This window comes from Myxococcales bacterium (assembly GCA_016703425.1).
Classification (GTDB): Bacteria; Myxococcota_A; Polyangia; order Polyangiales; family Polyangiaceae; genus JADJCA01.
Window position 1 is genome coordinate 58,161 of record JADJCA010000029.1, and the last position, 20,439, is coordinate 78,599.

A 20,439-nucleotide genomic window follows, 5' to 3' on the forward strand; every position below is an offset into this window, starting at 1 on the left:
AAGCTGGCTCGCGATGCGCTCTTAGCGCAACGGGCCAACGAGCGTGAGCGTTCAACGAAGCGCGACCCGATGCGCGTTGTGCGCGACGCATCACCGAGACTCGCCGCGAGGTGGCAGCTCGGTAGCGCGCGGGCGTCACTCCGATGGTCGCGCGCCCGATCCCTCAGGGCGGGCCCGGGTTCGACTTCGGAAAGCTCGGCGTGAGGAGCGGCACAGCGAAGTCGAAGATGGCGACGGTGTTCGGACTGAAGAGCGCTTCGGCGCGACCAACGAAGGTGCCGTTGCACATGAGGCCCGTCGGCATCACGACGTTGTACCCGGCGATCGTCACAACGACCGTCTGCGTTGGCGTCGCGTAGTTGCTCCAGCTCCCGAGCGCCGCGTCCCACTTGAAGACGCCCATCATGCCTTGGTATTGGCCCGGCCCCGTGACGCGCGGCAAGAGAAGGCGGATCTTCGTCTCGCCGGCCGTGCCGCCGTAGGCGTAGTCCGTCACCGTGGTGCGCGAATACGCGTAGACCTCGTGTTGACCGCCAGAGTAGATGGCGAACCCCGATTGCACCGTGGGCTTTGCACCGTTCAAGTCGGCGGCGAGCGTCGTCAGTCCTTGGCACTCCCCGACGGTGGCGCCGCCAACGCTCGTCGGGCTCGAGGCGTCGGGTGCGCCCGCCTCCGTGGAGGACGCACCGGAGTCGTTCTTGCCGCCTGCGTCGCTCTTCCCGGCGTCCTTCTTTCCTGCGTCCGACGCATCCGTCTTACCCGCTTCTTTTCCACCGTCCTTCTTCGTGCCCGCATCGGCTTTCGGATCGACCGCTTCGTTCTCGTCGTCGGGCTCCTGCGCCTCCGGCTCGCGCGCGCATTCGGCGCCGACGCAGCCTTCGTCGTTCGCGCCAGGCGTAAACGAGTTCACGGCGCACCCGGCCGCGCCGACGAGAAGGCCAAGGAAAACGAGCTGGCGAGACGGCGAGACCGAGCGAAAGCGGAACATCGGGCGACTCCTCGCCTACCTGGAGCCACACGAGGGAAAGCGGTCGCGAGAAATCGACGGAGGCCCGCCCCGTACTTCGGGAGGGTCTCGTCCAGCATCGAGTACCCTCTCCGGATGTCGCGCTTTAGCGCCGTCCTGGTCGGGCTCTTGTGCCTGGCATGCGGAGCGCCATCGGCGAAGCCTGGTGCAGTCACCGGTCCTCCGGCGGCGTCGACGCCCATCGAGCCCTGCACCGCCGCCTCGAACGCCACTTGGCCGAGGTTCGACGCGGGGGACGAAGGTCCACCGTTCAGTCCCGCGCTCGCCGCCGACGCACTTGGCGCGATGGTCAAGACGGCCTTGGGGTGTGCACCGCGGGGTGAAGTCGGCTGCTTGAAGGTGCGCGTCGAGTTTGCAGGCGACGGTCGCATCCTGCGCTCGGACACGTGTGAAACCTCGCTGCCCGCGGACGTGCGAACGTGCGTTCAAGCCAAGTTCAGCGCGGCGGTGGGGCAGCGATTTCGTGGCGCGTCGGTGGTCGCAGGGAAACGGGTCTGCCTCAACGGTGGGCGCTAGACGCTCGGCCACGAAACGCTCCCCGCACTCGGGGGGAGCACATACGATGCCCGGCATGTACGTGCCCAGGCCTGCGCTCCTTCTCGTCCCCATTCTCGCCCCTGCGTTCGTTCTCGCCGCTTGCACGCCCGGCTCGCGCGCGGAGCCGCAGGCCGCAGCGAGTGCGTCTGGCGCTGTCGTTAAGCCTGCGGTCTCCGCCGCGCCGCCGGCAGCGTCCGCAGCGTCATCTGGGGCGTCTGCCGCAACGCCGTGCGCGCCGTGGGGCGGACGCGGCTTCGCCGTGAAGGCGGGGCACCAGGGCGGGCACGGCGCGTTCTTTCGCAACTTCGAGTACGACGACGCGACGGGCGCTCTTTCCGTTCACGACTCCGATCTCTACGACGGCAGCGGCAAGGAGGTCTCGCCGCCGCGCGTCACCCGGCGCACGATCGCGCTCGCAGGCGCCGATCGCGATCGCGTCGCCAACGCGCTCTTCGCCGTGTGTCCCGACGACGCGGCGCGACGGGCCACATGCGCGCCGGGAGGTTGCTCGCGCCTCGAGGTGACGCCCAAGGTCGGCGGCGCAGCGAAGTTCGAACACACGCCCACGGTCACCCCCGTGATGGCCGCGTTCGAGGCGTTCTTTCCGGAGCTGCGGAAGCGCTGAGTTGGCTCGGCTGGACGACGACGACCAGCGCACGGCGACGTCACGGTATGCTTCCGTGAGCTTCGAATCAGCGTTTCCCGTCCGCCATGTCACGCCGAAAGCGCTACACGAGAAACCTTGGCCGGGCCGTGCCCTCGCCGCTTCCTGCTCGCGTCACCGTCGAGTGGGTGCGCTTCGAGCATGAGCACCAGCCCTACGGCGTGTTCTTCTGGCTGGACGACGCACGGTCGAAGCTGGGGCCGGAAGAGTGCGCGGAGATCACGCACCTGCACCGCTGGTTCGACGAGCACCTCCACGCGCCCGACCTCGATGACCGCGCGAAAGATCGCTTCTGGTTCTGCGCCGAAGCGGAGGAACATGTGACGCGCGCTCGGCGTCTTGCAGAGCTTGTGATTCAAGCTGGCATCCCGATCGTCGAGCGGCGCACAACGCGCGTTCCAGGGAAGGTGCGGTGGCACGACTCGCATCAAGTGGGCGTCCTCACCTACCGCGACGCCCCGCGCTCGCGTCGCGGTGCTCCGTGAGCGGCGAGCCCCGCGACGTGGATCGCTTGTTCATGGACTCGATCGAGCGTGCGCGCGTAAGCGCGACTCGCGCCGATGCCGGCACCCTGTGCAGGTCGATCTCGCTGGCGCGCAGCTTGCGTCGGGCGGTCTATGCAGCTCCTTCACCGTTGCCTTGCCTCGACGGTGTTGGCGCTCGCCGCCTGCACCAACACGGTGGACGACGCGTCCGGCGACGAAGCCTCCGCGATGATCGGAGGCCAAGAAAACGCCACCACAGCGCCGGCAGTGGGCGCCCTCGTTCACTACTTCAACGGCGCTGACGGTCCCCTTTACGACAACTTCTGTACCGCCACGCTGATTGCCCCGAAGCGCGTGCTGACGGCCAAACACTGCACCATGGCTACGCGAGGCAAGTTCGGCTTCGCGCTGGGCCCCATTGCCCGCTCCGACGTGCTTCAGCGAACCGGGCCGACCCGCGTCATCGAGGCTGACTCGTTTGTCGAAGTGACGGCCGTTGGCGAGGGCGGCGCCCTTGGCATCGGTAGCGATGTCGCTGTGGTGCGATTGAAGCAAGCGATCATGGACATCGCACCGCTGCCCGTTGCCGATGTGCGGCCCACCGATCTTGGCGAGACCATGACCGTGGTTGGCTACGGCATGCGAGAAGACGGAACGAGGGGCGCCCGCCGCGCTGGCAAGGTGACGATCAAAGCGTTGCGGGGCAACGCGCTCGCGTCGCTGGTGCCATTCGAGGCGTATCAGCAAGCCTTCGGCGGCGACGTGGCTGAAAGCCGTTCGGCGTACGACGCGACCACGCTGCTCGAGGGCTACGAACTCGCGGTTGCGCGCGCGCCCGGAGCCAACGGCGCGCAGCCCTGCGAAGGCGACTCTGGTGGACCTTTGCTGCGTAAGAAGGGGCGTTCCTTCGAAGTCCTCGGCGTGGCGTCTTTGGTCTTTCAGAAGCCGGGCGAGGAATGCACCTACGGGACGGTCTACGCCACGCTCGGCCCAAAGGCTCGCACGCTCGTTGAGGCAGAGCGCGGAGCGCGGTGAGCTGACGTCGCTTGCCCGAGTTTTCGTCTGGGACACGCCCGACCAGATGAACCCGCGCTCCGTCGGGAGCGACGAGACCTTCGACCCCGCGTCGTTGCTTCGGCCCCGGGGGCACGGGCCCCCCGCCCGGGGGGGGAGGGGGGCCCCCGCCCCCGGCCGGGGGCCCCCGGGGCAGGGGGGGCCGCCCCCCCGGGGCGCGGCGGGGGGGGGGGGGGGGGGGCACCCATCGCGCGTTCACCCGCACCGAGCCGGCGCGCGATGCACGCCGCCGCCCGCCGCCCGCGTGCCGGCCTCGCGTCACGGAACCAAGTCGCGCGCTTCGTCATCGAAGACGCGCTGGACGGCGGGCGCGTCGAGCCGGACGTCACCCTTGGCCTCGTAGTCCCCCTCGCGCTCGCCGGCGCGGTTCGGGATCGAGAAGGTCGCGTTCACCTTGCCGGCGGGCGAGTCACCGCAGACGTACGTGAGCTGGCCGACGTCATCGTGGCCGCGGTAGAAGGTGACGCGGTGGTTTGGTGGGCAGCGCGTGACGGGGCCTTGCGGCAGGAGTTCGGCCTCAGCATCGAACGCGGCGAGCACCTTGGCGAGGTTGCGCCCTTCGCTGACCTCAACCTTCTTCGCGCTCGGGCCGAAGCCCTTCTCGATCCCGATCTTGGTGACGTTGAACAGGACGTCCGCCGGGACCATCGGCTCGTCGAGGACGGAGAGGTCGCCCGGATGAAAGTACACCCTCGTTTCTTCGCCTGAAGCCGCAAGCTTGATGGTGCCGCGAAAGCAGACGTAGCTCCCCGTGGCGACGACCTCACCGCCCTTGTCAAAGAAGGTGACCTTCGTTGCGGGGGCGATGTTGCAGCGAGGGAGCACCTCGTCGCCCGTCGCCTTCTTGAACGCGGAGAGGGCCTTCTGCACCTTGGCTTTTGCGCCGAGCGTGGTGACGCCGCCTCGGGTCTCGAACTGGAGCCGCGCCGCGTCCGGAACCAGCGTGCGCGCGCGCGCGAGCGCACCCTCGTCCGCGGCGGAGTCTTCCCGCTGCGCCTCCCCGGAGCACGCGGGAAGCAGAGCGCTGAGTACGAGGCCGAGAACAGGAGCGACGGAACGGTGGTGCATGGAGATCCTCTTGGGTCGGGGACCGATTGGCCCGCGGTGCGATCCCTTCATCACGGATCGGGCCAGGAGTGCACGCGCCTGTTCTCGCGTGGTTAGCGTGGTGGGGTGCACCCAACCGGTCTCCGCCCGTGGCCGACCAGAGCGGAAGTAAACCGCGGAACGGGTGCCTCATCGTCAGCGGTGCGCTTCTCGGACGCTCACAGCCGGGCGTTTACCTGCACCGAGCCCGCGTGCGAGTAGCGGCCGTATTCCTCTTGGCCGAGGAAGATGTGCACGTCGTACGTGCCCGTCGACGAAAACTCGCAGCGAACGCCGCGCCCCCGTCGGTCGCCGCGGCAATCGGTTTGGTGTCCACCGTACGTCGGCTCGTAGCTGATCATCACGAAGCGACCGCGCGGGTTGTCCAGCAACACGTCGAGGAACGCGCCCGCGGCGACCTGCGCGCGGTCGGGACTCTTGAGGCTCAGGCCTTCTGCGAAGAAGTTGGGCCGGAGCGCGGGGCGACGGAAGAACTCCTCACGTTCAATGGGCGGCTCCGCGAGCTGCCAGGCCCGCTCGTCGGGGTAGTGCGTGAGCGAGAACGTTTCTGCTGGCGTGAAGAGGTAGTCGGTGGAGTAACGCTTCTCGAAGCGATCGCTGTTTACGCCGCCGGCGTCCCAGGTCGCGTCGATGAGGTAGTAGCGCCCGTTGATCTTCGCCGCGTTCCACGCGTGCGGTTCGCCTTTCATCGGCTCACGGTACGAGCGCGCGTCGCCGACGACATAAACGATCTCGTCGCCCGTCACCTTGCCGAGCTCCTCGAGGAGGCGGGCGTAGCCAGCGCAGACGCCGGTGCGACGTCGAAACACGGACTCGGCATCGCCGTCCTCGTGGGGAATTCGCGGAAGCTTCAAGCTCGGTGCGTTGTAGGCGATGCGATCGGCGGCCCAATCGTGGAGGGCCTTCACGCGCTGCACCGGGTCATGCTCGCGCTCGGCGATGTATTTGCCGACCGCTTCGATGCTCGTCTCCGCATCCGCCGGCATCGCCGCCACGACGGGGTGAAGCTCCGCCTTCATCGGAAACGAAGGCTCCAGCTTCGTGGTCGTCTCTGTTCCCTGTTCCTGTTCCTGTTCCTGTTCCTGTTCCTGTTCCTGTTTCGGTCGAGGTCGAGGTCGAGGTCGAGGTCGGGGTCGAGGTCGAGGTCGAGGTCGCCGCCGGCTTGGCCGGCTTCGCCACCGCCGCGCCATCGGGCAACACCTTCTTCGTCGTCTTCTCCTGCCGATACGGGTTCTCTCGGGCGGCCTTGTAGAGCCACTCGAAGGCGCCCGTGACTTTGCGCGTCGCGTACCGGGCGCGCTCGCTCGACGGGCCGCTCGTGCCGTCCAAGAACCAATCGCCCCGGGCCGACAACGCCACGAACATGCGCTCAGGAAACGCGCCGAGCAGCACCGCGAGGAACACGCCGTTGACGAGCAACGTGCGCAAGACCAGTCGGTCCACGAACTTGAGGAAGCGCGCCGCGCCCTTCTTGCGGCGCGCCTCGCTCCACAAGTCCCACGCGAGCGGCAACCCCGGAAAGAGGAGCGCGCCCGCCGCCAGCGGAAGCCACGTGGCCTTGTTCGCGAACGCCGCGAGCGACGAGGCCATCCACACGCCCAAGAGCGGAGCGGCGAGCATGAGCGCGACCGCGACGAGCTTGAGGACGAGCGTGAGGGCCGCCGCGATGAACGAGCGGGGCTTTGGGCGGGAAGGGTGAGCGGTCACGGCAATTCGAGCACGTTAGGCACGGCGCTAGGCGCCCGCTAGCGCGGTTCGGAGATCGGCGAGCTTTTGCAGGAGGTCCTGCTGGCGGTGGAATCCTCGCGCTTCGATGAGTCGGAGGTTCGCTTCGAGCTCAGGCATGGAGAGGCCAAGTCGCAGGAGCGCGAGCGCGTCGCCCTGATCCCGCGGCCGACGGTCGGTCATGGAGAGGACCTTGAGCGCCACGAGCTCCTCCACGCGAGCGACGGGCAAGCTGAAGGTGTCGTCCCACGCCACGCGTTCGCTTCGCGACACAATCTCCGCCTCGATCCCGCTGCTCGCCGCCAGCAGGTCCACCGTCACGCCGAGCGGCGAGCCCAGCCGTACCGTGGCAATGCGGGCGGCGTCGTCTTGCTCGACCAGTGCATCGACTTGATACCCGCGAGCTCGCGCTTCGCGGACGAGCGCCTCGACGGCAGCGTCGCTCGTCGTCGCCACCGCAAAGTCGATGTCACGTGTGAAGCGGACATACCCCCGAAGCGAAACGGCGAGTCCGCCTACGAGCGCGAAGGGGACCCCCAACGCCGTGAGATCGGCAGCGGCGCTTCGTAGGGCGCGCGCCAGCGTGTCGCCCGTCACGGCTCGTCCGATCGCACCCAGCGTTCGACCTCGGCCTCGATGGCCTCGGCGCTCCACTCGGGGTGCCTAAGTCGAAGGCTCCGGCGCTTTAGCTCGAGGCCAAAGGCGAAGGTGTCGAAGGCTTCCTCCAGGCGCGCACGGAGGAGTTCTTGTGACGTCTGCGGCGCCTTCACGCGGTGAAGTCTAGCACGGGGCGTCTAGCGAGCCGGGCGGCCCATACCCCGCGAGACGTGCGCGGAAGGGCTACTCTCCGCCGTGACACCACTGCCGGAGCTGCACCGGGGCGTCCGCGCGTTCGCTCCAGTTGCACGCCTCTCCGTGCAAGATGACGACTCGCGGCAGGCCGGTGGAACTCGCGGGCCACGGCGTCCAGCCGTCGGCGGGCCCGAGGTCGAAGCCGAACCAGTCGCCTTTCTGCGGGACGAACGCACTGAGCCCTTCGGTGTCGATGGCGCCAGCGTCGGCCACGAGCGATGTGGAACGAAACACGCACGCCGCGGCACGCGTCGTCGCCGCTTGCAGTGCGCCGAAGATTTCCCCTCGCAAGGTCGCCTCGTCCTTGCCCGTTGGATCGAGCGAGCGATGGCATTGCGTTGGCCCAGGCGACGCACCGACGCACGCATCGCCGCGCTCCGCGATGCCGTGAAGGAACGGGTCGACTCCAGCGCCTACGCTGATGGCGAAGGTTCGGACGGGCGGCGACTTCTTCGCTTTCTGCGCGGCCACAACGGCGCCCCACGTCGCTTGCTCGTCGTTCGCAGTGAGCGCAACTCGCCCGCTTCGGCTCAGGAGCACCACCGAAGGGTTTTCGCCGTTCGCTTGAGCCGCAAGGAGCTGGTACGCGCCTGCGAGTGCGGCCGGGGTCGCGTTGGTGGCGGCGACCGTCGGTGATCCGGCCAAGCGAGCATCAAAGGCCGCGCGCTGGGCGCCATCTACGACCCTGATCGGCACGTCGAACGCAGACGGGTAGACGGCGGCCGGAGGATCGAGCGTGTCGCCAAACACGGCGAGGCCGACGGAGAGCGGCGCGCCCCCATCGGCGGACGCCGCCAGCGCGAAGTCCGAGAGCGCGCCGCGCATCGCCGCCCACTCGAGGTTCGACGCGACGCCGCCGCCGTCGCCGGCAGTGGTCGTGCCATCCACGAGCAGGACCACCGATGGAGTCACGAGTCCGAGATTGGCGACGGGCTGGCAGTACGTCTCGAAGATGTTGACGCGCTCGGGAGTCGACGCATCGATCGGCAGGAAGGTCGGCGGCAAGGGCGCTGCATCCGGCCCCGCGTTCGCCGCTGACGTTGGTGAGCTCGGCGTCTGCCCGCAGCTCACTGCGAAGAGGGCCGCTCCGAGCGCCGCGAGTCCCGAGAGCGCAGCGCAACGTCGCATCACCGCCCCGCTCCCGTTGGACAACCCGCGACGAGCGCCGCGGACGCGAACGGCTCGTCGTCGTTGCAGCTCTGACCGTGCAGAAGAACCGCCTCGGGCATGCGATTCGAAGGAGGGGGCCACCACGACCACCCGTCGACGTCATCGATTGGCACAAGGGACGGATCGCCGTTCTTGTCTTGCGCGACCAGGTTGAGGGACTCGAAGGGCAAGACCCCCGCGTCGGGTGCACGTGGCACAGGCTGAAAGACGCACGCCGCGGCGCGTTGGGCGACCGCCGAGAGCGCGACGAAAACCTCCGCGCGGAGGGTTGCCTCGCTCTTTCCCGTCGGGTCAACCGCGCGATGGCACGGGTTCGGCGCTGGCGCTGGCACCGCCGCGTCGCACGTTTCGCCTCGCTCCGCGATGCCGTGAAGGAACGCATCGGTGCCCGCGCCAACCCCGATGGCAAAGGTTCGCACGGGTGGGGAGGTCGCGCCCGCTCGCGCCGATGCCACGACATCCCACGAGGCTTGCCGTGCGTTGGTGGTGAGCGTCCCGCGCCCGCTGCGACTCAGCAAGATGACCGACGGGTTCCATGCGTTCGGTTGGGAAGCGAGCGACGCGTACGCGCCGGCGAGCGCAGCGGTGGCGTTTGCGCTGCTCGGCGCTGGTGAGCCCGCGAGGCGAGCGGCGAAGGCGGCACGCTGCGCGTCGTCGACGATCTTGATGGGAACGTCGAGGGGCGAGGGATAGCCCGCCGCGCTGTCGAGCGCGTCTCCGAAAGCGACGAGGCCAACCGCGAGCGGTGAACCTCCGTCGCTCATCGCGCCGCTCACGAAGTCAGCGATGGCGCCGCGCATCGCCGCCCATTCGAGACTCGTCGCGGCACCGCCATCGGCGCTCGCCGCCGGGCCGTCGACGACCAAGACGATTCGCGCGGCCGCGCGAGAAAGGTTGGCTATGAGGTCGATGCACGGGCCGCCGACGGGCGGAGGTTCAGGAGGTGGAGGCGGGGGCACGTTCACGGGACTTGTCACGATCGGCGGAGCACGTCGCACGTCCTCTCCCGCGTCCGCGTAGACGATCGACGAAGGGGCCTCGACCCGTCCGCAGTGCGCCACCACGGCGAGCGCCGCGATCGCGCCAAGTGCTGTCCCGCGCCCCATGCTGGGAGCGTGGCATGCCTTCGAGAAGGTGGCGAGGCATCCGGCTACGGTCGAGTGGTCAAGGATGGCGCGCGTGACGGCGCCCGCAAAGAACGGTCCGCTCCGATCAGATCGGTTCGATGCAGACGACGCGGTTTGCCCCGCGATCGGCCACCATCATCGTGTTGCCGTCGGGCGAGACCGCGAGGATGTTGCCGTCGTAGTTCGTGAGCGTGAGGCCGCTGGCGAGCTCGGTCTGCGCCCCCGCCGAGTCGATGCGCGTCAGCTTTCCCGTTGACCAACTTGCAACATACACGTTGCCGCCGAAGGCGCCGCCGGTGCTGTATGTCACGGCGTGGATGCCGGGGAGCGTCGTGGCGAGCGGTGTGCCGAGCCCGCCATCGGCGAGCAAGCGCGATACCTCGTCGGCACCGGCGTAGCCGCCACCCGCGGGCCGCGACGCGAGCAGCGTTCCGCCGAACGACGGGAGCTTCACGAAGCTGATCCCCTCTGAGCCGGCGACCTCCGAGAACGCGACACCGGCATCGACGGTCGAGAGGTACACACCCCAGTCGACGCCCACACCGTCCGTGTCGCCGGTCGCGTAGAGGCCTTGGGGGTAAGCGCTGCCCTTTGGCGCGAAGGACAAGCCGAAGATGTCGTCGAGGCCCGGTCCCGGGCCAGTCACGAACGTGGACGCCGTGCCCGAGGTCCCGACACGGTAGATGGTGCTGTCGCCATCGCCGTCGCCGCCTTGGTCGCCCACGTAGAGCTGACCGTCGAGGACCGACTCTTCGTCCCACGTGATGGTCGTGAGGACCACCGGCGCCTTCGCGCCCCACTGCGCTGCCGCCGTGAACGACGACACGACGCCTGTGTTGGTATCAATGCGCCGGAGCACGTTGTCGCCTTGGTTGATCACGTAGAGAAGGCCGGCGTAGGGCCCGCGCGCGAACGTCAGCGCGACCGGCTGGTTCAGGCCGTTGTCTTTCGCGAGCACGACGGCACGGAAGCCCGCCGCGACGGTCCAGCCTGGGCTCTCCGAGAACGCGCCGCAGCTGTAGCGGATGGCCCCGTCTGGCGCTCCGTCGGAGTTTGACGCATCGCCGGCATCGGTGGTCTTCGCGTCGGAGGTTGTCGCGTCAACGGTCGTCGCGTCGCCGCGGCCAGCGTCGCCCGTGGTGGACGGCGGTGCGTCGATCGTGGCTGCGTCCGGCGACCCGAGCTTCGGAGTGCCGTCGTCGTCGGTGCAGGCGGCGAAGGCGGTCGGAAAGATCGACGACGCCACCGCCAGGACAAGGAAAGAGAGATGGCTGCGGGTGATGCGCATTCCAAGAGCGTAGCGACTTCGCGTTCGCGATGCGCGGCATACGCGCGCCACCTGGAACGAGCCTCAACCGCCGAGCTTCGCGAGCATGGCCCGCGCGTGCGCGACCTGCGGCGCAAACTGGGGCGGCAAGTCCACCGAGAGGAAGCGTCGAAACGAATCGGCTGCTGCCGCCGTCCGCTGCAGCGCCATCTCGGCGGTCGCCTTGTTGAACCACGCGTGCGGTGAATATGCGTCGATGGCCAGCGCCGACTCGTAGGATCGGAGCGCCTCCGCCAATTGGCCCATGCGGCCCAAGACGTGCCCGCGATCGCACCATGCGTTGATCCGCTTGGGGTCCTGCTGGAGCACTTGATCGTAGGCGACGAGCGATTGGGGAAGGTGCCCGAGCGTTTCGAGGAGATCGGCCTTCTCGAACCACGCGTCCGTGAGCGAGCCGTCGACGGCGAGCGCTTCCTCGAGACACTGAAGCGCCGGGCCCGGGCGCCTTAGGGCTTTCAAGTGCTGAGCCTTGGCAAGGAGCAGGTACGGATCGCGCACGAGCATCAGCGCCTCGTCAAAGGCTACGAGCGCCTCTTCGTGACGTCCTGCGTCGATGTGCCCAATGAGCTTGGCCTTCGCCGCGTCGAAGAGCCGCTCGCGCTCGGCGGCTGTCATGGGTTGCGCCGGCCGCCTCATCTCGTCGAGCTTCGCGGTGATCGACGCGGCGGGATCGGACGACTCCGCTCCCCCGACCATCACGTGCACTTCCTTGGGACTCCCGCCGCAGTACATGCACCGGCTGCGCGCTCCCGCGGCCGCGCTCATCGGACGCCCGCAGCCACCACAAACGATCTTTCCGCCGGACATGACCCCTCCGCGAGTGCGCGCCAAAGGCAACGTTGCCAGCGTACCGCGGCTTGCGCGTCGGTCGCTACGCGGCTCGAAGAGCGAAAGTTCGCCGATGTTTGTAACCATGGGCGCATGACGCGTAGTGCTCCTCAAGAAAGGTCACACGAACCATGAAGACTCTCCTCGTCGCCGTTTGCCTCGCCGCCCTCTCCGGTTGCTCGAGCCAACTGGCCCGCCCCGCCACGTCGGCCACCGCGACCACGAGCGCTGTGATGTGTCCGGAAGGCTCCACGGCGGAAGGCAGTCGCTGCGTCTCTAGCGACGTTGCGGAGTTTTCGTCGCCCTGACTTGAGAATTCAGCGACTCACCACGACGCGGACCGTGACGCGAGGGCGACTCGCGTCGCGCCACGGCCTTCGAAACGGGAGGACGGACCGCGTCATCAGTCATAGCTTGGACAACCCTTCACGAGGATCGCCGAAGCAGAGCGTTCGTTATCGGCGCACGCGTGCCCGTGGAGGATGGTCGCCTCGGGCATACGCTTCCACGCGATCGGCCAAGGCAACCACCCATCGGTGTCGTCGATCGGAATCAGGCGTTGACCGCCGTTCCTGTCATGGACGACGAGGTTGAGCGCTTCATGGGGCCAGGCACCCGCGTCGGGCGCACGGGGCCCCGTGTGAAACACGCAGCCCGTCGCGCGACGCCCTGCTGCCGAGAGCGAAAGCAAGAGCTCCGCGCGCAGCGCCTCCTCACTCTTGCCCGTCGGGTCCACGGCGAGGGCGCATTGCGACTTCGTGCTGCACGCATCGCCTCTCTTGGCGATGCCGTGAAGAAACGAATCGCTCCCGCTGCCAACGCCGATGGCGAACGTGCGCACCGGCGGGCTCGTCTTGCCGCCCTGCGCGAGCGCCACGGCGGACCACGACGCTTGCTCGTTCGTCGAGGTTGCCCCGCGGTCGCTGCGGCTCATGAAGACGACCGACGGGTTCCATCCGTTCGCCTGAGCAGCCAGCCACTTGTACGCAGCCGAAAGTGCCGCGGAGGCGTCTGCACTAGCTGCCGACGGCGAACCCGCGAGGCGAGCGGCGACAGCGGCGCGCTGCGCGTCGTCGACGACCTTGATGGGGACGTCGAGAGGCGCAGGATAGTTTCCTCCCGCGCTGTCCTGCGAGTCTCCGAAGGCGATGAGGCCAACGGCGAGCGGCGAACCGCCGTCGCTGATCATCGCGCCCAGGAAGTCGGAGATGGCACCCCGCACCGCCGACCACTCGACGCTCGCGCCGCCATCGAGGCTCGCAGCCGAGCCGTCGACGACCAAGACAAGCTGCGGCGGCGTCCGAGAGAGGTCGACGGTCTCGGTCGCGCACGTTGCCGTGAAGACGTTGAACCGGTCGGCGCCCGCCTCCCGCGGCAGAAAGTCCGGGGGCTCCGACGCCGCGTCAGCGCCCGCGTCGTCCGTTGGCGCCGCGGGGATCGCCATCCGCCCGCAGCTCGCCACGACGGCGAGCGTCGCGCTCGCTCCGAGTCCCCACCCACGGCTCATTCAGCGAGCGTGGCATGTCTTCGTCTGGGTGGCGAGCCGCCCCGGCGCGCCCTCTTCCGCGCTACACTGAGCCCCATGGCCGATGCCGCCGAGCGCCGCGCGACCTACGCAGACATCCTGAACGCGCCGGCGCATCACGTCGCCGAGATCGTATTCGGTGTACTCCACACGCACCCGCGACCCGCGGCACGGCACGCCCGTGCGGCTTCGCGACTCGGCGGGGAGCTCGACGGTCCCTTCGATCGTGGGCGCGGCGGTCCCGGTGGTTGGATCTTGCTCGACGAGCCGGAGTTGCACCTAGGCGAAGACGTGCTCGTGCCCGACCTCGCCGGGTGGCGACGCGCCCGAATGCCGCAGTTTCCCTACGACGCAGCGCACTTCACGCTCGCGCCCGATTGGGTTTGCGAAGTTCTCTCTCCGTCGACCTCGAAGCTCGATCGGGGCGACAAGCTCACGGTCTACGCGCGCGAACACGTTTCGCATACCTGGCTCCTCGACCCGCTCGACCGCACCCTGGAAATCTTGCGCCTCGAGGGTGAGCGATGGGTACGGCTCGCCTTCTACAAGGACGCGGAGCTCGTGCGCGGTGAGCCGTTCGACGCCATTGAGTTTGCGCTTAGCGGCCTCTGGCCCGACTGACCATCAAGCCGTGCTCTCAGAAGACGCCTTGCCGTTCGCGCTCTACGGAGGCCTCGCGCTGGCCTAACAGGCGCGGACGTTTGGTCGCCCGCTCGGCGCGTCATGCCTGCCCAAGGTCGAGCTTCTCTTGCGTCGCCCTCCATTAAAGGAGTCGAGCTCTCGGGAGCTCCGGCGTTGATGTCGTACCTTCACGCTAAGATCCACGCGCAACTCCGCTGATCCACTGAGGCCCACGCGATCTAATGGACCGCGTTTTCGTGGTCGAAGCGCCGATGTAGGGCAAAGTCAACGCGACGAAGTTGTTCGGGATGACCGGCTGGCATTGCTGTTGCTCGTTGGGAGACAGCCATGAAGAAGCCCATCTCCGCGGATGCGAACCTCGACCTCGACGCCTTGGATGCGGTGGCCGGCGGCCGTGCCGTGTACGCCCCCGTGCCTCACCAGCAGACGCAGTCGTCGCAGTTCGGTTTCGCCGACCCGCAAGCGATGTACGGCGCTCCGGCGTCGCCCTTCGGGGATCTCGTGCAAATGAGCCGCGAGGCGAACGCGTACGTGAACCAAACGCACCGAGCCGTCGCCGCGACCGCGAACTCGACGTTTGCGGCTGACCAGCTCGCGGACCGCACGCAAGGTGCGATCGTGTTCCACGAAAACGGCGACGGACGAATCACCGCCGAAGACTTCTTGCGCAACGGCCGCGTGGTGAGTGAAGCCAACGCGGCGCGCACCGTCGGTAGCATTCTCGATCAGCTCACCCCACGCACGACGGCGGCCCAGACGACAGCTCGACCCGCGGCGCAGCAGCAGGCTCAGAACCCGATGTCGCAGCTCTCGAGCCTCTTGGGTCAGTTCAACCAAATGCTCGGCCAAGGACAACGCGGTGGTGGCCAACAGCAGCGCGCTGGTGGTCAGCAAAACGCAGGGCAGAGTCGCAGCCCCGTCGGGGGCAACGAGGGCAACGATCGCGCGCCCGCGGGCCTCGGCGAACGCGACGCAGGCGACGAGCGCACGGGCCTCACGCCTCACGCGGACGGCAATAGGCCTGGTGCGCCAACGTCGCGCGAACCATACGGTCCGCCCGAGCCCTACGGTCCCCCGGCACCGCCGGAGACGTACGGTCCGCCCGGAGCCCTACGGTCCCCGGCACCGCCGGAGACGTACGGTCCGCCCGAGCCCTACGGTCCCCCGGCACCGCCGGAGACGTACGGTCCGCCCGAGCCCTACGGTCCCCCGGCACCGCCGGAGACGTACGGTCCGCCCGAGCCCTACGGTCCCCCGGCACCGCCGGAGACGTACGGCCCGCCCGAGCCCTACGGTCCCCCGGCACCGCCGGAGACGTACGGCCCGCCTGCGGCTGCGCCCTACGAACCTCCCGTTGTCGAGAACGCTGTCTACCAGGCGCCAGAGCCCGACCCGGCGCCGCTCATGGACGCCTGAGTCTGCTGTCGACTACTTCACTCGCGTTAACGCGAACTCGATCTTGTACGGCGCGCCGCCGTCGGGGGCGGCGCGATCTTCGAAGTAACTCAAGGACGCTCCGCTCGCCGTGTACGTCCCGGGGAACACAGCCGGCGGCGCGGCCGGACACGTTCGCGTGTGCGTGAACGCGGTGCCGCTCACCTCGTGCCGATAGGTCTCTTGCACGTTGAAGGTGCTGTCGCCGTAGTTCACTTGCAGCTCGCTGCCCTTGTAGATCGCCGTCTCGTGAAAGGTCTCTCCGGCCTTGGGCCCGCTCGGGCCGCCAACGCCCGTGTAGAGCCGGTACGCCGAGAGCGTGTACGTCCCGTCGGCGATGACACCACCTTGGGGCACCGGCGCTGCGGCCGCGACCTGCTCGAGCACGAGTTGCCCGTCGAGGCTCGGCACTGTGTTGCAAGCGGGCGCCGCCGGCGACGGCCCAAGGCCCCCATCGGGCGCGACGTCGAGCTTGATGCTGACGCGGTCACTCGTGTTGCAGCTCTCGTTCGAGACGACGAGGTGAAACGTGTAGCTTCCAGGTTCCGTTGGCGCGGTGCCCTCGTAACGCCACACGCCGTTGGGAAACGCTTTGCCTTGAATCCCGCGGAAAGGTGGCGCCATGGCGCGCGCCCAGCCGGTCTTGGTCTCCGCGAGCAAGACCTCCTCGGAGAGCGGATCGGCGTCAGGAAAAGTGGCTGGGCGCCCTTCGCCGTCCACGATGGTTCGGTCGGGGCGGAAGTCGCCGGCCGGCGAGCGCACGAGCGCGGTGAAAACGATGTTGCCGCCCGGCACGACGACGGTGGGCTCGACCTTGAATTCGGTGGCCGTGGGTTTGACGTCATCCGACTTCATCGCTTTGACCGTGAGCTCGAGCTGCTGCGGAGCGCCGTTGGCGTCGAGCTTGACGAGGTCGGTGCCGTATTTGTAGCCGTTCTGAAAGGTGTGGAGGCCCCACTCGGCCGAGACCTTTCCGTCTCTCACACCCGGCGGCACGGTGAGCTCGAAGACGCCGTCGGCTCTCGTCGCCGCGACGTAGCGATAGTCGGGGTGTCCCTTCGACGGATCGGGGTTGGGGATGTATCGCCCGCCGACCTCGATGACGACGAGCGAGTCGGTCAAGGGCGCCTTGGTGTCCGCGTCCACGAGCCGGCCGCGCAGGGTGAACGGCCCTGACGCCGTCAGCGCCGGTGCACCGGCGATCGGACCCTTCTCGGGCGGCGCCTCGTAACAAGCACACGCCAGCCCGACGCACGAAGCGAGGATCCACATCAAACGCATTCGCGTACTCTACGCGCGACGCGCTGGGTGGTTTCCAACAAATGCCGAGCCGCGTCGGTGCACGTAACCCTTCACCCTCGAGCTCGTTGACCCCTCATGCCGCGCTCCTGGCTCGTTCTCGCGTGCGCGCTCCTCGGTTGCGACGAAGAGCTCGGCGCCGTGCGCGAGCCGGCGCCCGAGTTCACGCCGTCGGCGAAACGCACCGCCGAGTGCCCTCCCGGGGATCCCGCGCAGGAGCGCTACGGGACCGACTGCGCCTGCTGCCATGGCACTCAATTCTCCGCATCGGGCTCCGTCGCCGAGGAAGCCCTCGCGCTCGTCAGTCACGTCGAGATGGTCGACCGGGTCGGGCAAGTGTTCATTCTTCCGCCCAACCGCTATGGGAATTTCTTTGGGCACCGCCCGACGCCGCAGCCGCCGCTCCGCGCGAAGGTCGTCTATCGAGACGGCCACGAGAGCGCGATGCAAGGCGAGATGAGCGAGTCATCCTGCAATCACTGCCACGCAGTCGACGGAGCGACGCCGCTCATCGGTTCGGTTCGCTAGTCCGGCGCCCCATCAGAGGCGCCGGCCCTGGGACCACGGCTCAGTAGGAAACGCTTGGCGAGCCCGCCGAGAGAAATTCAACGAGCTTCGCCCCGCCGACAATGGTGGCGCCGGGAACGAGCTTGGCCTCGTCGAGACCGCGCTTCTTGAAGCAGGGCGAGCAGACGAAGATCTTCCCTCCCGCGGTGGTGAAGTTCTTGATCAGATCGGCGAGGGCGGCGAAGCCCTCTTCGTGGATGCCGTCGGCGTACCCGACGACGGCGAGATGAACGGCTTCCGTCGACAAAAACATCATCGTCTCCTTGTCGGAGGCGACGGCCGCGTTGGCGACTACGAACGCGACGGTGGCGCGGTCCGCATCATCCTTGGCATGCGTGAGCGTGACACAGAATTTTCCAGCCATGAGCGCTAGCCCTCTTTCGTTTGTAGGAGATAGATCGGCGGGATCGCCGACAACAGCACGTGTCCCGTCATCGAGCACCAAGCGGGGATGTCCAGCGGCGCCGCAGCGTCGGTAGCACGAACACGGAGAACGGTGTGAGGTGGCAAACGCTTCATCCTGAGAAAGAGCTCGAGGACGAGGTCACCGCAGCTCATGTCACCGGCGTCCCAGTCGTCGTGCGGTGTTGCCATCGCGCTCTCCGCGCGTTGCGGCGGGACATTGGCGACCCCCGTCGCCGCGTCAAGGCAGCGAGCGTTTTCGAAGACACATTGCGGAGCAAGCTGACGACCAAAGCCCTCCCGCTCGCTTGCGATACGAAACGCCGTCGAAAAACAGTCGCGGCGCTTGATGTGCGCGAAGAGGCGGCCCGCCAAATCGGCGACGGGCGTGTCGAGCGCCAGTGCCACGCACCGCAGGCAAAGCGGCCTCGTTTGTGGCCCATCATCACAGCCACGAGCGCCTCGTGGCCGCACATCGTGTTCGCGCATCGACAACACCTTGTGCCGGAAATGCGATCGAGATCGGCCATGAGCTTTGGCAGCGGAACTTCTTCTTCTTCTTCTCCTTCACCGTGGCTCACATTGCACCTACTGTCAGCCGCTATGGACCCGCGGACGACTGCGCGCAACCTCCTCGAAGAGGGGCTTCTTCGTCAAACGCCGCGAGCGTCCCGTGTCTACCATGCGCCGAACCTCGTCGTGCTCGAGCGCGACGGCGTCTCGCTCGCGATCGCGCCGTCGCGCCCGCACTGGATCGCGACCAACGCCCGCGGCGCGGAAGTCTTGCGGCTCCTCGATGGGCGCACGACGGTTCTGGAAGTCGCCAACAAGCTCGCCCGAGAGCGGCGCGAGCCGGTCGAGGCGACGCTCGAAGAGGTCGCCGGGTTTCTTGACGCCGCCCACGCAGAGACCTTCGTCACGCTGCGACCAGACCTCTCGCCGCCCTACCGCGGTCGCGGTGAGGCCGTCAGGCCCGGCCGGCTGTCGGAGCTCTACGTCTTTGTCACGAACGACTGCAATCTCCGTTGCACCCACTGCTACGTCTCCTCCGGCGACTACGTGCCGCCGGAAGAGCTGACCACCGAGGAGCTCAAGAGACTCATCGACGACGCGAAGGAGCTCGGCGTCTCGCGCTTCTACTTCACGGGCGGCGAGCCGTTCATGCGCAAGGACATCTTCGAGCTCATCGACTACGTGTGCCGTGACGCCGAGCTCGTGATTCTGTCGAACGCGATGTACTTCGTAGGGAAGAACGTCGAGCGTCTTCGAGACGTAGCGTCTCGCGCCAACGCGGAGTTACGCCGCCTGTTCTTCCAGGTGTCGCTCGATGGGCCTACGGCCGAGCTGCACGAGCAGGTGCGCGGCCCAAATAGCTTCGGCAAGACGATTGAGGGCATCAAGACGCTCGTCGCCCTCGACCTCACGCCGGCCGTCAGTACCTCCATCAACGTCGACAACCAGGACCACATCGCCGCGACGACACGGCTCGTGGCCTCCCTCGGCGTCAAGGAGCACCACATCCTTTGGCTTCAGGAGCGCGGTCGCGCCTACGACAACGACCAGCTCCTCATTGCCCCGTCGGCGGTGACGCGCATCATGCGCGAGCCCGGAGCGTGGCCGACGAGGTGGGCGTCGTCGTCGACAACGAGACGAGTCATCGCGTCCGGGTACGCGGCAAGCGCGACCGAAAGACCGACCTTTGCAACTGCGGCTACGAGAGCCTCGACGTGTTCAGCGACTGCCAGGTCTACCCTTGCGTGTGGTTCAGTGGCGCGCCGACGATGGCGTGCGGCTCGATTCGTGAAAGGTCTCTCCGAGACATCTGGCTCGAGTCCCCCATTCTGGAAGGCATCCGCCAAAACTCCGTGCAGAAGCGCGAGGGATGCAGCGACTGCCACCTGAAGTTTCTCTGCGGCGGCGGCACCAACTGCTCGTCGTACTTTGACAGCCTCGCGAGTCGAGGGCGGGGCAGCCTTCAGGCGGCCGAGCCCTACTGCGAGACGTTCATGGACATCACCTACGACCTCCTCTGGGAGCTCGCGCTCGAGCGAGCCGACCACCGGGTCGAGGGGCCGGCCCGTGTGCTCGCGTCGATGGAGGGCGAGGGCGCGCACTGCGCGCGACCCCAGACGCACCAGCTCGATGCGGCCTTCGAGGTCGGAAGCTTTCACTGCGCCTGCGTCCTTCAGGAGGACGTTGAAGAAGGCCGCAAAGTGCGAACGCAGATCGCGCGCGCGCGGCCACGCGCGCCGGCGACCTTCTTGCCGGCCCTAGCGACGATCTGTTCAGCGTGAGGCATCGTCGCGACGGCGAGCGCAAGGTCCCGAAGCGCGCGCTCCCCGTAGTTCCGCCGACGCCGACAGTCAAGCTGACGCCGACGCCGGCGCAGCCCGCGACCGCGGAGCCCGCCTTCGACGCTACCTTCGACGCGATGGGGCAATCGTGCGTCGAGCTGCTCTTGCCCATGGCCAAGCTCGTCAAGGGCCTCGCCACAGGCGCCGTCCTGCGCATCGTCACCGATGACCCGGCGGCCCGCGAAGATCTTGGCGCGTGGTGCAGCATGACCGGCAATGAGCTCGCCTTCGTGGACCGGAAGGTCGGGTACGCCACGTACTACGTGCGCCGCGGCGCCCTTTCCTGACTGACT

Annotated in this window: 25 protein-coding genes; 11 read left to right on the forward strand and 14 right to left on the reverse strand. The window is 67.9% G+C overall.

Going from position 1 to position 20,439, the window contains the following annotated elements:
• Positions 1-163 precede the first annotated feature (163 nt).
• Positions 164-988, reverse strand: coding sequence for a hypothetical protein (locus IPG50_33645; GenBank protein MBK6697095.1), 825 nt, complete (start codon positions 986-988; stop codon positions 164-166).
• Positions 989-1,102: 114 nt separating this feature from the next.
• On the opposite strand from IPG50_33645, the gene IPG50_33650 reads away from it, so the two are divergent.
• From IPG50_33650 to IPG50_33665, 4 genes are all read left to right on the forward strand, one after another.
• Complete coding sequence (locus tag IPG50_33650; GenBank protein MBK6697096.1) at positions 1,103-1,543, forward strand: hypothetical protein; 441 nt, start codon at positions 1,103-1,105, stop codon at positions 1,541-1,543.
• Between the two features lie 55 nt (positions 1,544-1,598).
• Positions 1,599-2,189 (forward strand): hypothetical protein, encoded by a 591-nt coding sequence (locus tag IPG50_33655; protein ID MBK6697097.1) that lies wholly within the window; start codon positions 1,599-1,601, stop codon positions 2,187-2,189.
• Between the two features lie 86 nt (positions 2,190-2,275).
• The gene (locus IPG50_33660) at positions 2,276-2,713 is read left to right on the forward strand and encodes a hypothetical protein (protein ID MBK6697098.1); all 438 of its coding nucleotides are present in this window, start codon (positions 2,276-2,278) and stop codon (positions 2,711-2,713) included.
• Positions 2,714-2,878: 165 nt separating this feature from the next.
• Positions 2,879-3,748 carry a trypsin-like serine protease gene (locus tag IPG50_33665; GenBank protein MBK6697099.1) on the forward strand — a complete coding sequence of 290 codons (870 nt, stop codon included), beginning with the start codon at positions 2,879-2,881 and terminating at the stop codon, positions 3,746-3,748.
• A gap of 297 nt (positions 3,749-4,045) precedes the next feature.
• Here the strand turns inward: IPG50_33665 and IPG50_33670 are convergent, their stop codons facing one another.
• The 9 genes from IPG50_33670 to IPG50_33710 all read right to left on the reverse strand — a co-directional run bounded on the left by IPG50_33670 (position 4,046) and on the right by IPG50_33710 (position 11,902).
• A complete protein-coding gene (locus IPG50_33670; GenBank protein MBK6697100.1) occupies positions 4,046-4,855 on the reverse strand; it encodes a hypothetical protein in 810 nt (269 codons plus the stop codon).
• Positions 4,856-5,052: 197 nt separating this feature from the next.
• Positions 5,053-5,913 carry a hypothetical protein gene (locus tag IPG50_33675; GenBank protein ID MBK6697101.1) on the reverse strand — a complete coding sequence of 287 codons (861 nt, stop codon included), beginning with the start codon at positions 5,911-5,913 and terminating at the stop codon, positions 5,053-5,055.
• On the reverse strand, positions 5,816-6,601 hold the full coding sequence (locus IPG50_33680) for a flagellar biosynthetic protein FliQ (GenBank protein MBK6697102.1): 786 nt from the start codon (positions 6,599-6,601) through the stop codon (positions 5,816-5,818). Before IPG50_33680 ends, IPG50_33675 begins: the two co-directional genes overlap by 98 nt.
• Positions 6,602-6,628: 27 nt before the next feature.
• Entirely contained in the window at positions 6,629-7,216 is a 588-nt protein-coding gene (locus tag IPG50_33685) for a nucleotidyl transferase AbiEii/AbiGii toxin family protein (GenBank protein MBK6697103.1), read from the reverse strand.
• A complete protein-coding gene (locus tag IPG50_33690) occupies positions 7,213-7,389 on the reverse strand; it encodes a hypothetical protein (protein ID MBK6697104.1) in 177 nt (58 codons plus the stop codon). The genes IPG50_33685 and IPG50_33690 overlap by 4 nt, the downstream gene beginning before the upstream one ends.
• Before the next feature lie 70 nt (positions 7,390-7,459).
• Positions 7,460-8,602, reverse strand: a complete 1,143-nt coding sequence (locus IPG50_33695) for a hypothetical protein (protein ID MBK6697105.1) — start codon at positions 8,600-8,602, stop codon at positions 7,460-7,462.
• Positions 8,599-9,747, reverse strand: a complete 1,149-nt coding sequence (locus IPG50_33700) for a hypothetical protein (GenBank protein ID MBK6697106.1) — start codon at positions 9,745-9,747, stop codon at positions 8,599-8,601. The genes IPG50_33695 and IPG50_33700 overlap by 4 nt, the downstream gene beginning before the upstream one ends.
• Positions 9,748-9,853: 106 nt before the next feature.
• The gene (locus tag IPG50_33705) at positions 9,854-11,056 is read right to left on the reverse strand and encodes a hypothetical protein (GenBank protein ID MBK6697107.1); all 1,203 of its coding nucleotides are present in this window, start codon (positions 11,054-11,056) and stop codon (positions 9,854-9,856) included.
• Positions 11,057-11,119: 63 nt separating this feature from the next.
• Entirely contained in the window at positions 11,120-11,902 is a 783-nt protein-coding gene (locus IPG50_33710; protein ID MBK6697108.1) for a tetratricopeptide repeat protein, read from the reverse strand.
• Between the two features lie 152 nt (positions 11,903-12,054).
• Here IPG50_33710 and IPG50_33715 point away from each other — a divergent pair, with 152 nt between their 5' ends.
• The gene (locus IPG50_33715) at positions 12,055-12,231 is read left to right on the forward strand and encodes a hypothetical protein (protein MBK6697109.1); all 177 of its coding nucleotides are present in this window, start codon (positions 12,055-12,057) and stop codon (positions 12,229-12,231) included.
• A 95-nt stretch (positions 12,232-12,326) separates the two neighbouring features.
• Here IPG50_33715 and IPG50_33720 read toward each other — a convergent pair whose 3' ends face one another.
• Positions 12,327-13,430: a hypothetical protein gene (locus tag IPG50_33720; GenBank protein MBK6697110.1), complete on the reverse strand. Its 1,104-nt coding sequence runs from the start codon at positions 13,428-13,430 to the stop codon at positions 12,327-12,329.
• Positions 13,431-13,505: 75 nt separating this feature from the next.
• Between IPG50_33720 and IPG50_33725 the strand changes: the two genes are divergently transcribed.
• Complete coding sequence (locus IPG50_33725) at positions 13,506-14,069, forward strand: Uma2 family endonuclease (protein MBK6697111.1); 564 nt, start codon at positions 13,506-13,508, stop codon at positions 14,067-14,069.
• A 348-nt stretch (positions 14,070-14,417) separates the two neighbouring features.
• Complete coding sequence (locus IPG50_33730) at positions 14,418-15,506, forward strand: hypothetical protein (protein MBK6697112.1); 1,089 nt, start codon at positions 14,418-14,420, stop codon at positions 15,504-15,506.
• A gap of 12 nt (positions 15,507-15,518) precedes the next feature.
• Here IPG50_33730 and IPG50_33735 read toward each other — a convergent pair whose 3' ends face one another.
• Positions 15,519-16,805, reverse strand: a complete 1,287-nt coding sequence (locus IPG50_33735; GenBank protein ID MBK6697113.1) for a hypothetical protein — start codon at positions 16,803-16,805, stop codon at positions 15,519-15,521.
• 96 nt (positions 16,806-16,901) lie between these two features.
• On the opposite strand from IPG50_33735, the gene IPG50_33740 reads away from it, so the two are divergent.
• Positions 16,902-17,351, forward strand: a complete 450-nt coding sequence (locus IPG50_33740; GenBank protein MBK6697114.1) for a hypothetical protein — start codon at positions 16,902-16,904, stop codon at positions 17,349-17,351.
• 40 nt (positions 17,352-17,391) lie between these two features.
• On the opposite strand, the gene IPG50_33745 is transcribed toward IPG50_33740, so the two are convergent.
• Together IPG50_33745 and IPG50_33750 are read right to left on the reverse strand one after the other, a co-directional pair.
• A complete protein-coding gene (locus IPG50_33745) occupies positions 17,392-17,754 on the reverse strand; it encodes a DsrE family protein (protein MBK6697115.1) in 363 nt (120 codons plus the stop codon).
• Between the two features lie 5 nt (positions 17,755-17,759).
• A complete protein-coding gene (locus tag IPG50_33750) occupies positions 17,760-17,984 on the reverse strand; it encodes a sulfurtransferase TusA family protein (protein ID MBK6697116.1) in 225 nt (74 codons plus the stop codon).
• A gap of 411 nt (positions 17,985-18,395) precedes the next feature.
• Here IPG50_33750 and IPG50_33755 point away from each other — a divergent pair, with 411 nt between their 5' ends.
• From IPG50_33755 to IPG50_33765, 3 genes are all read left to right on the forward strand, one after another.
• Complete coding sequence (locus tag IPG50_33755) at positions 18,396-19,694, forward strand: radical SAM protein (protein ID MBK6697117.1); 1,299 nt, start codon at positions 18,396-18,398, stop codon at positions 19,692-19,694.
• Complete coding sequence (locus tag IPG50_33760; GenBank protein MBK6697118.1) at positions 19,658-20,086, forward strand: hypothetical protein; 429 nt, start codon at positions 19,658-19,660, stop codon at positions 20,084-20,086. The genes IPG50_33755 and IPG50_33760 overlap by 37 nt, the downstream gene beginning before the upstream one ends.
• A gap of 137 nt (positions 20,087-20,223) precedes the next feature.
• Positions 20,224-20,433, forward strand: coding sequence for a sulfurtransferase TusA family protein (locus tag IPG50_33765; GenBank protein MBK6697119.1), 210 nt, complete (start codon positions 20,224-20,226; stop codon positions 20,431-20,433).
• The last annotated feature ends 6 nt before the right edge of the window (positions 20,434-20,439 follow it).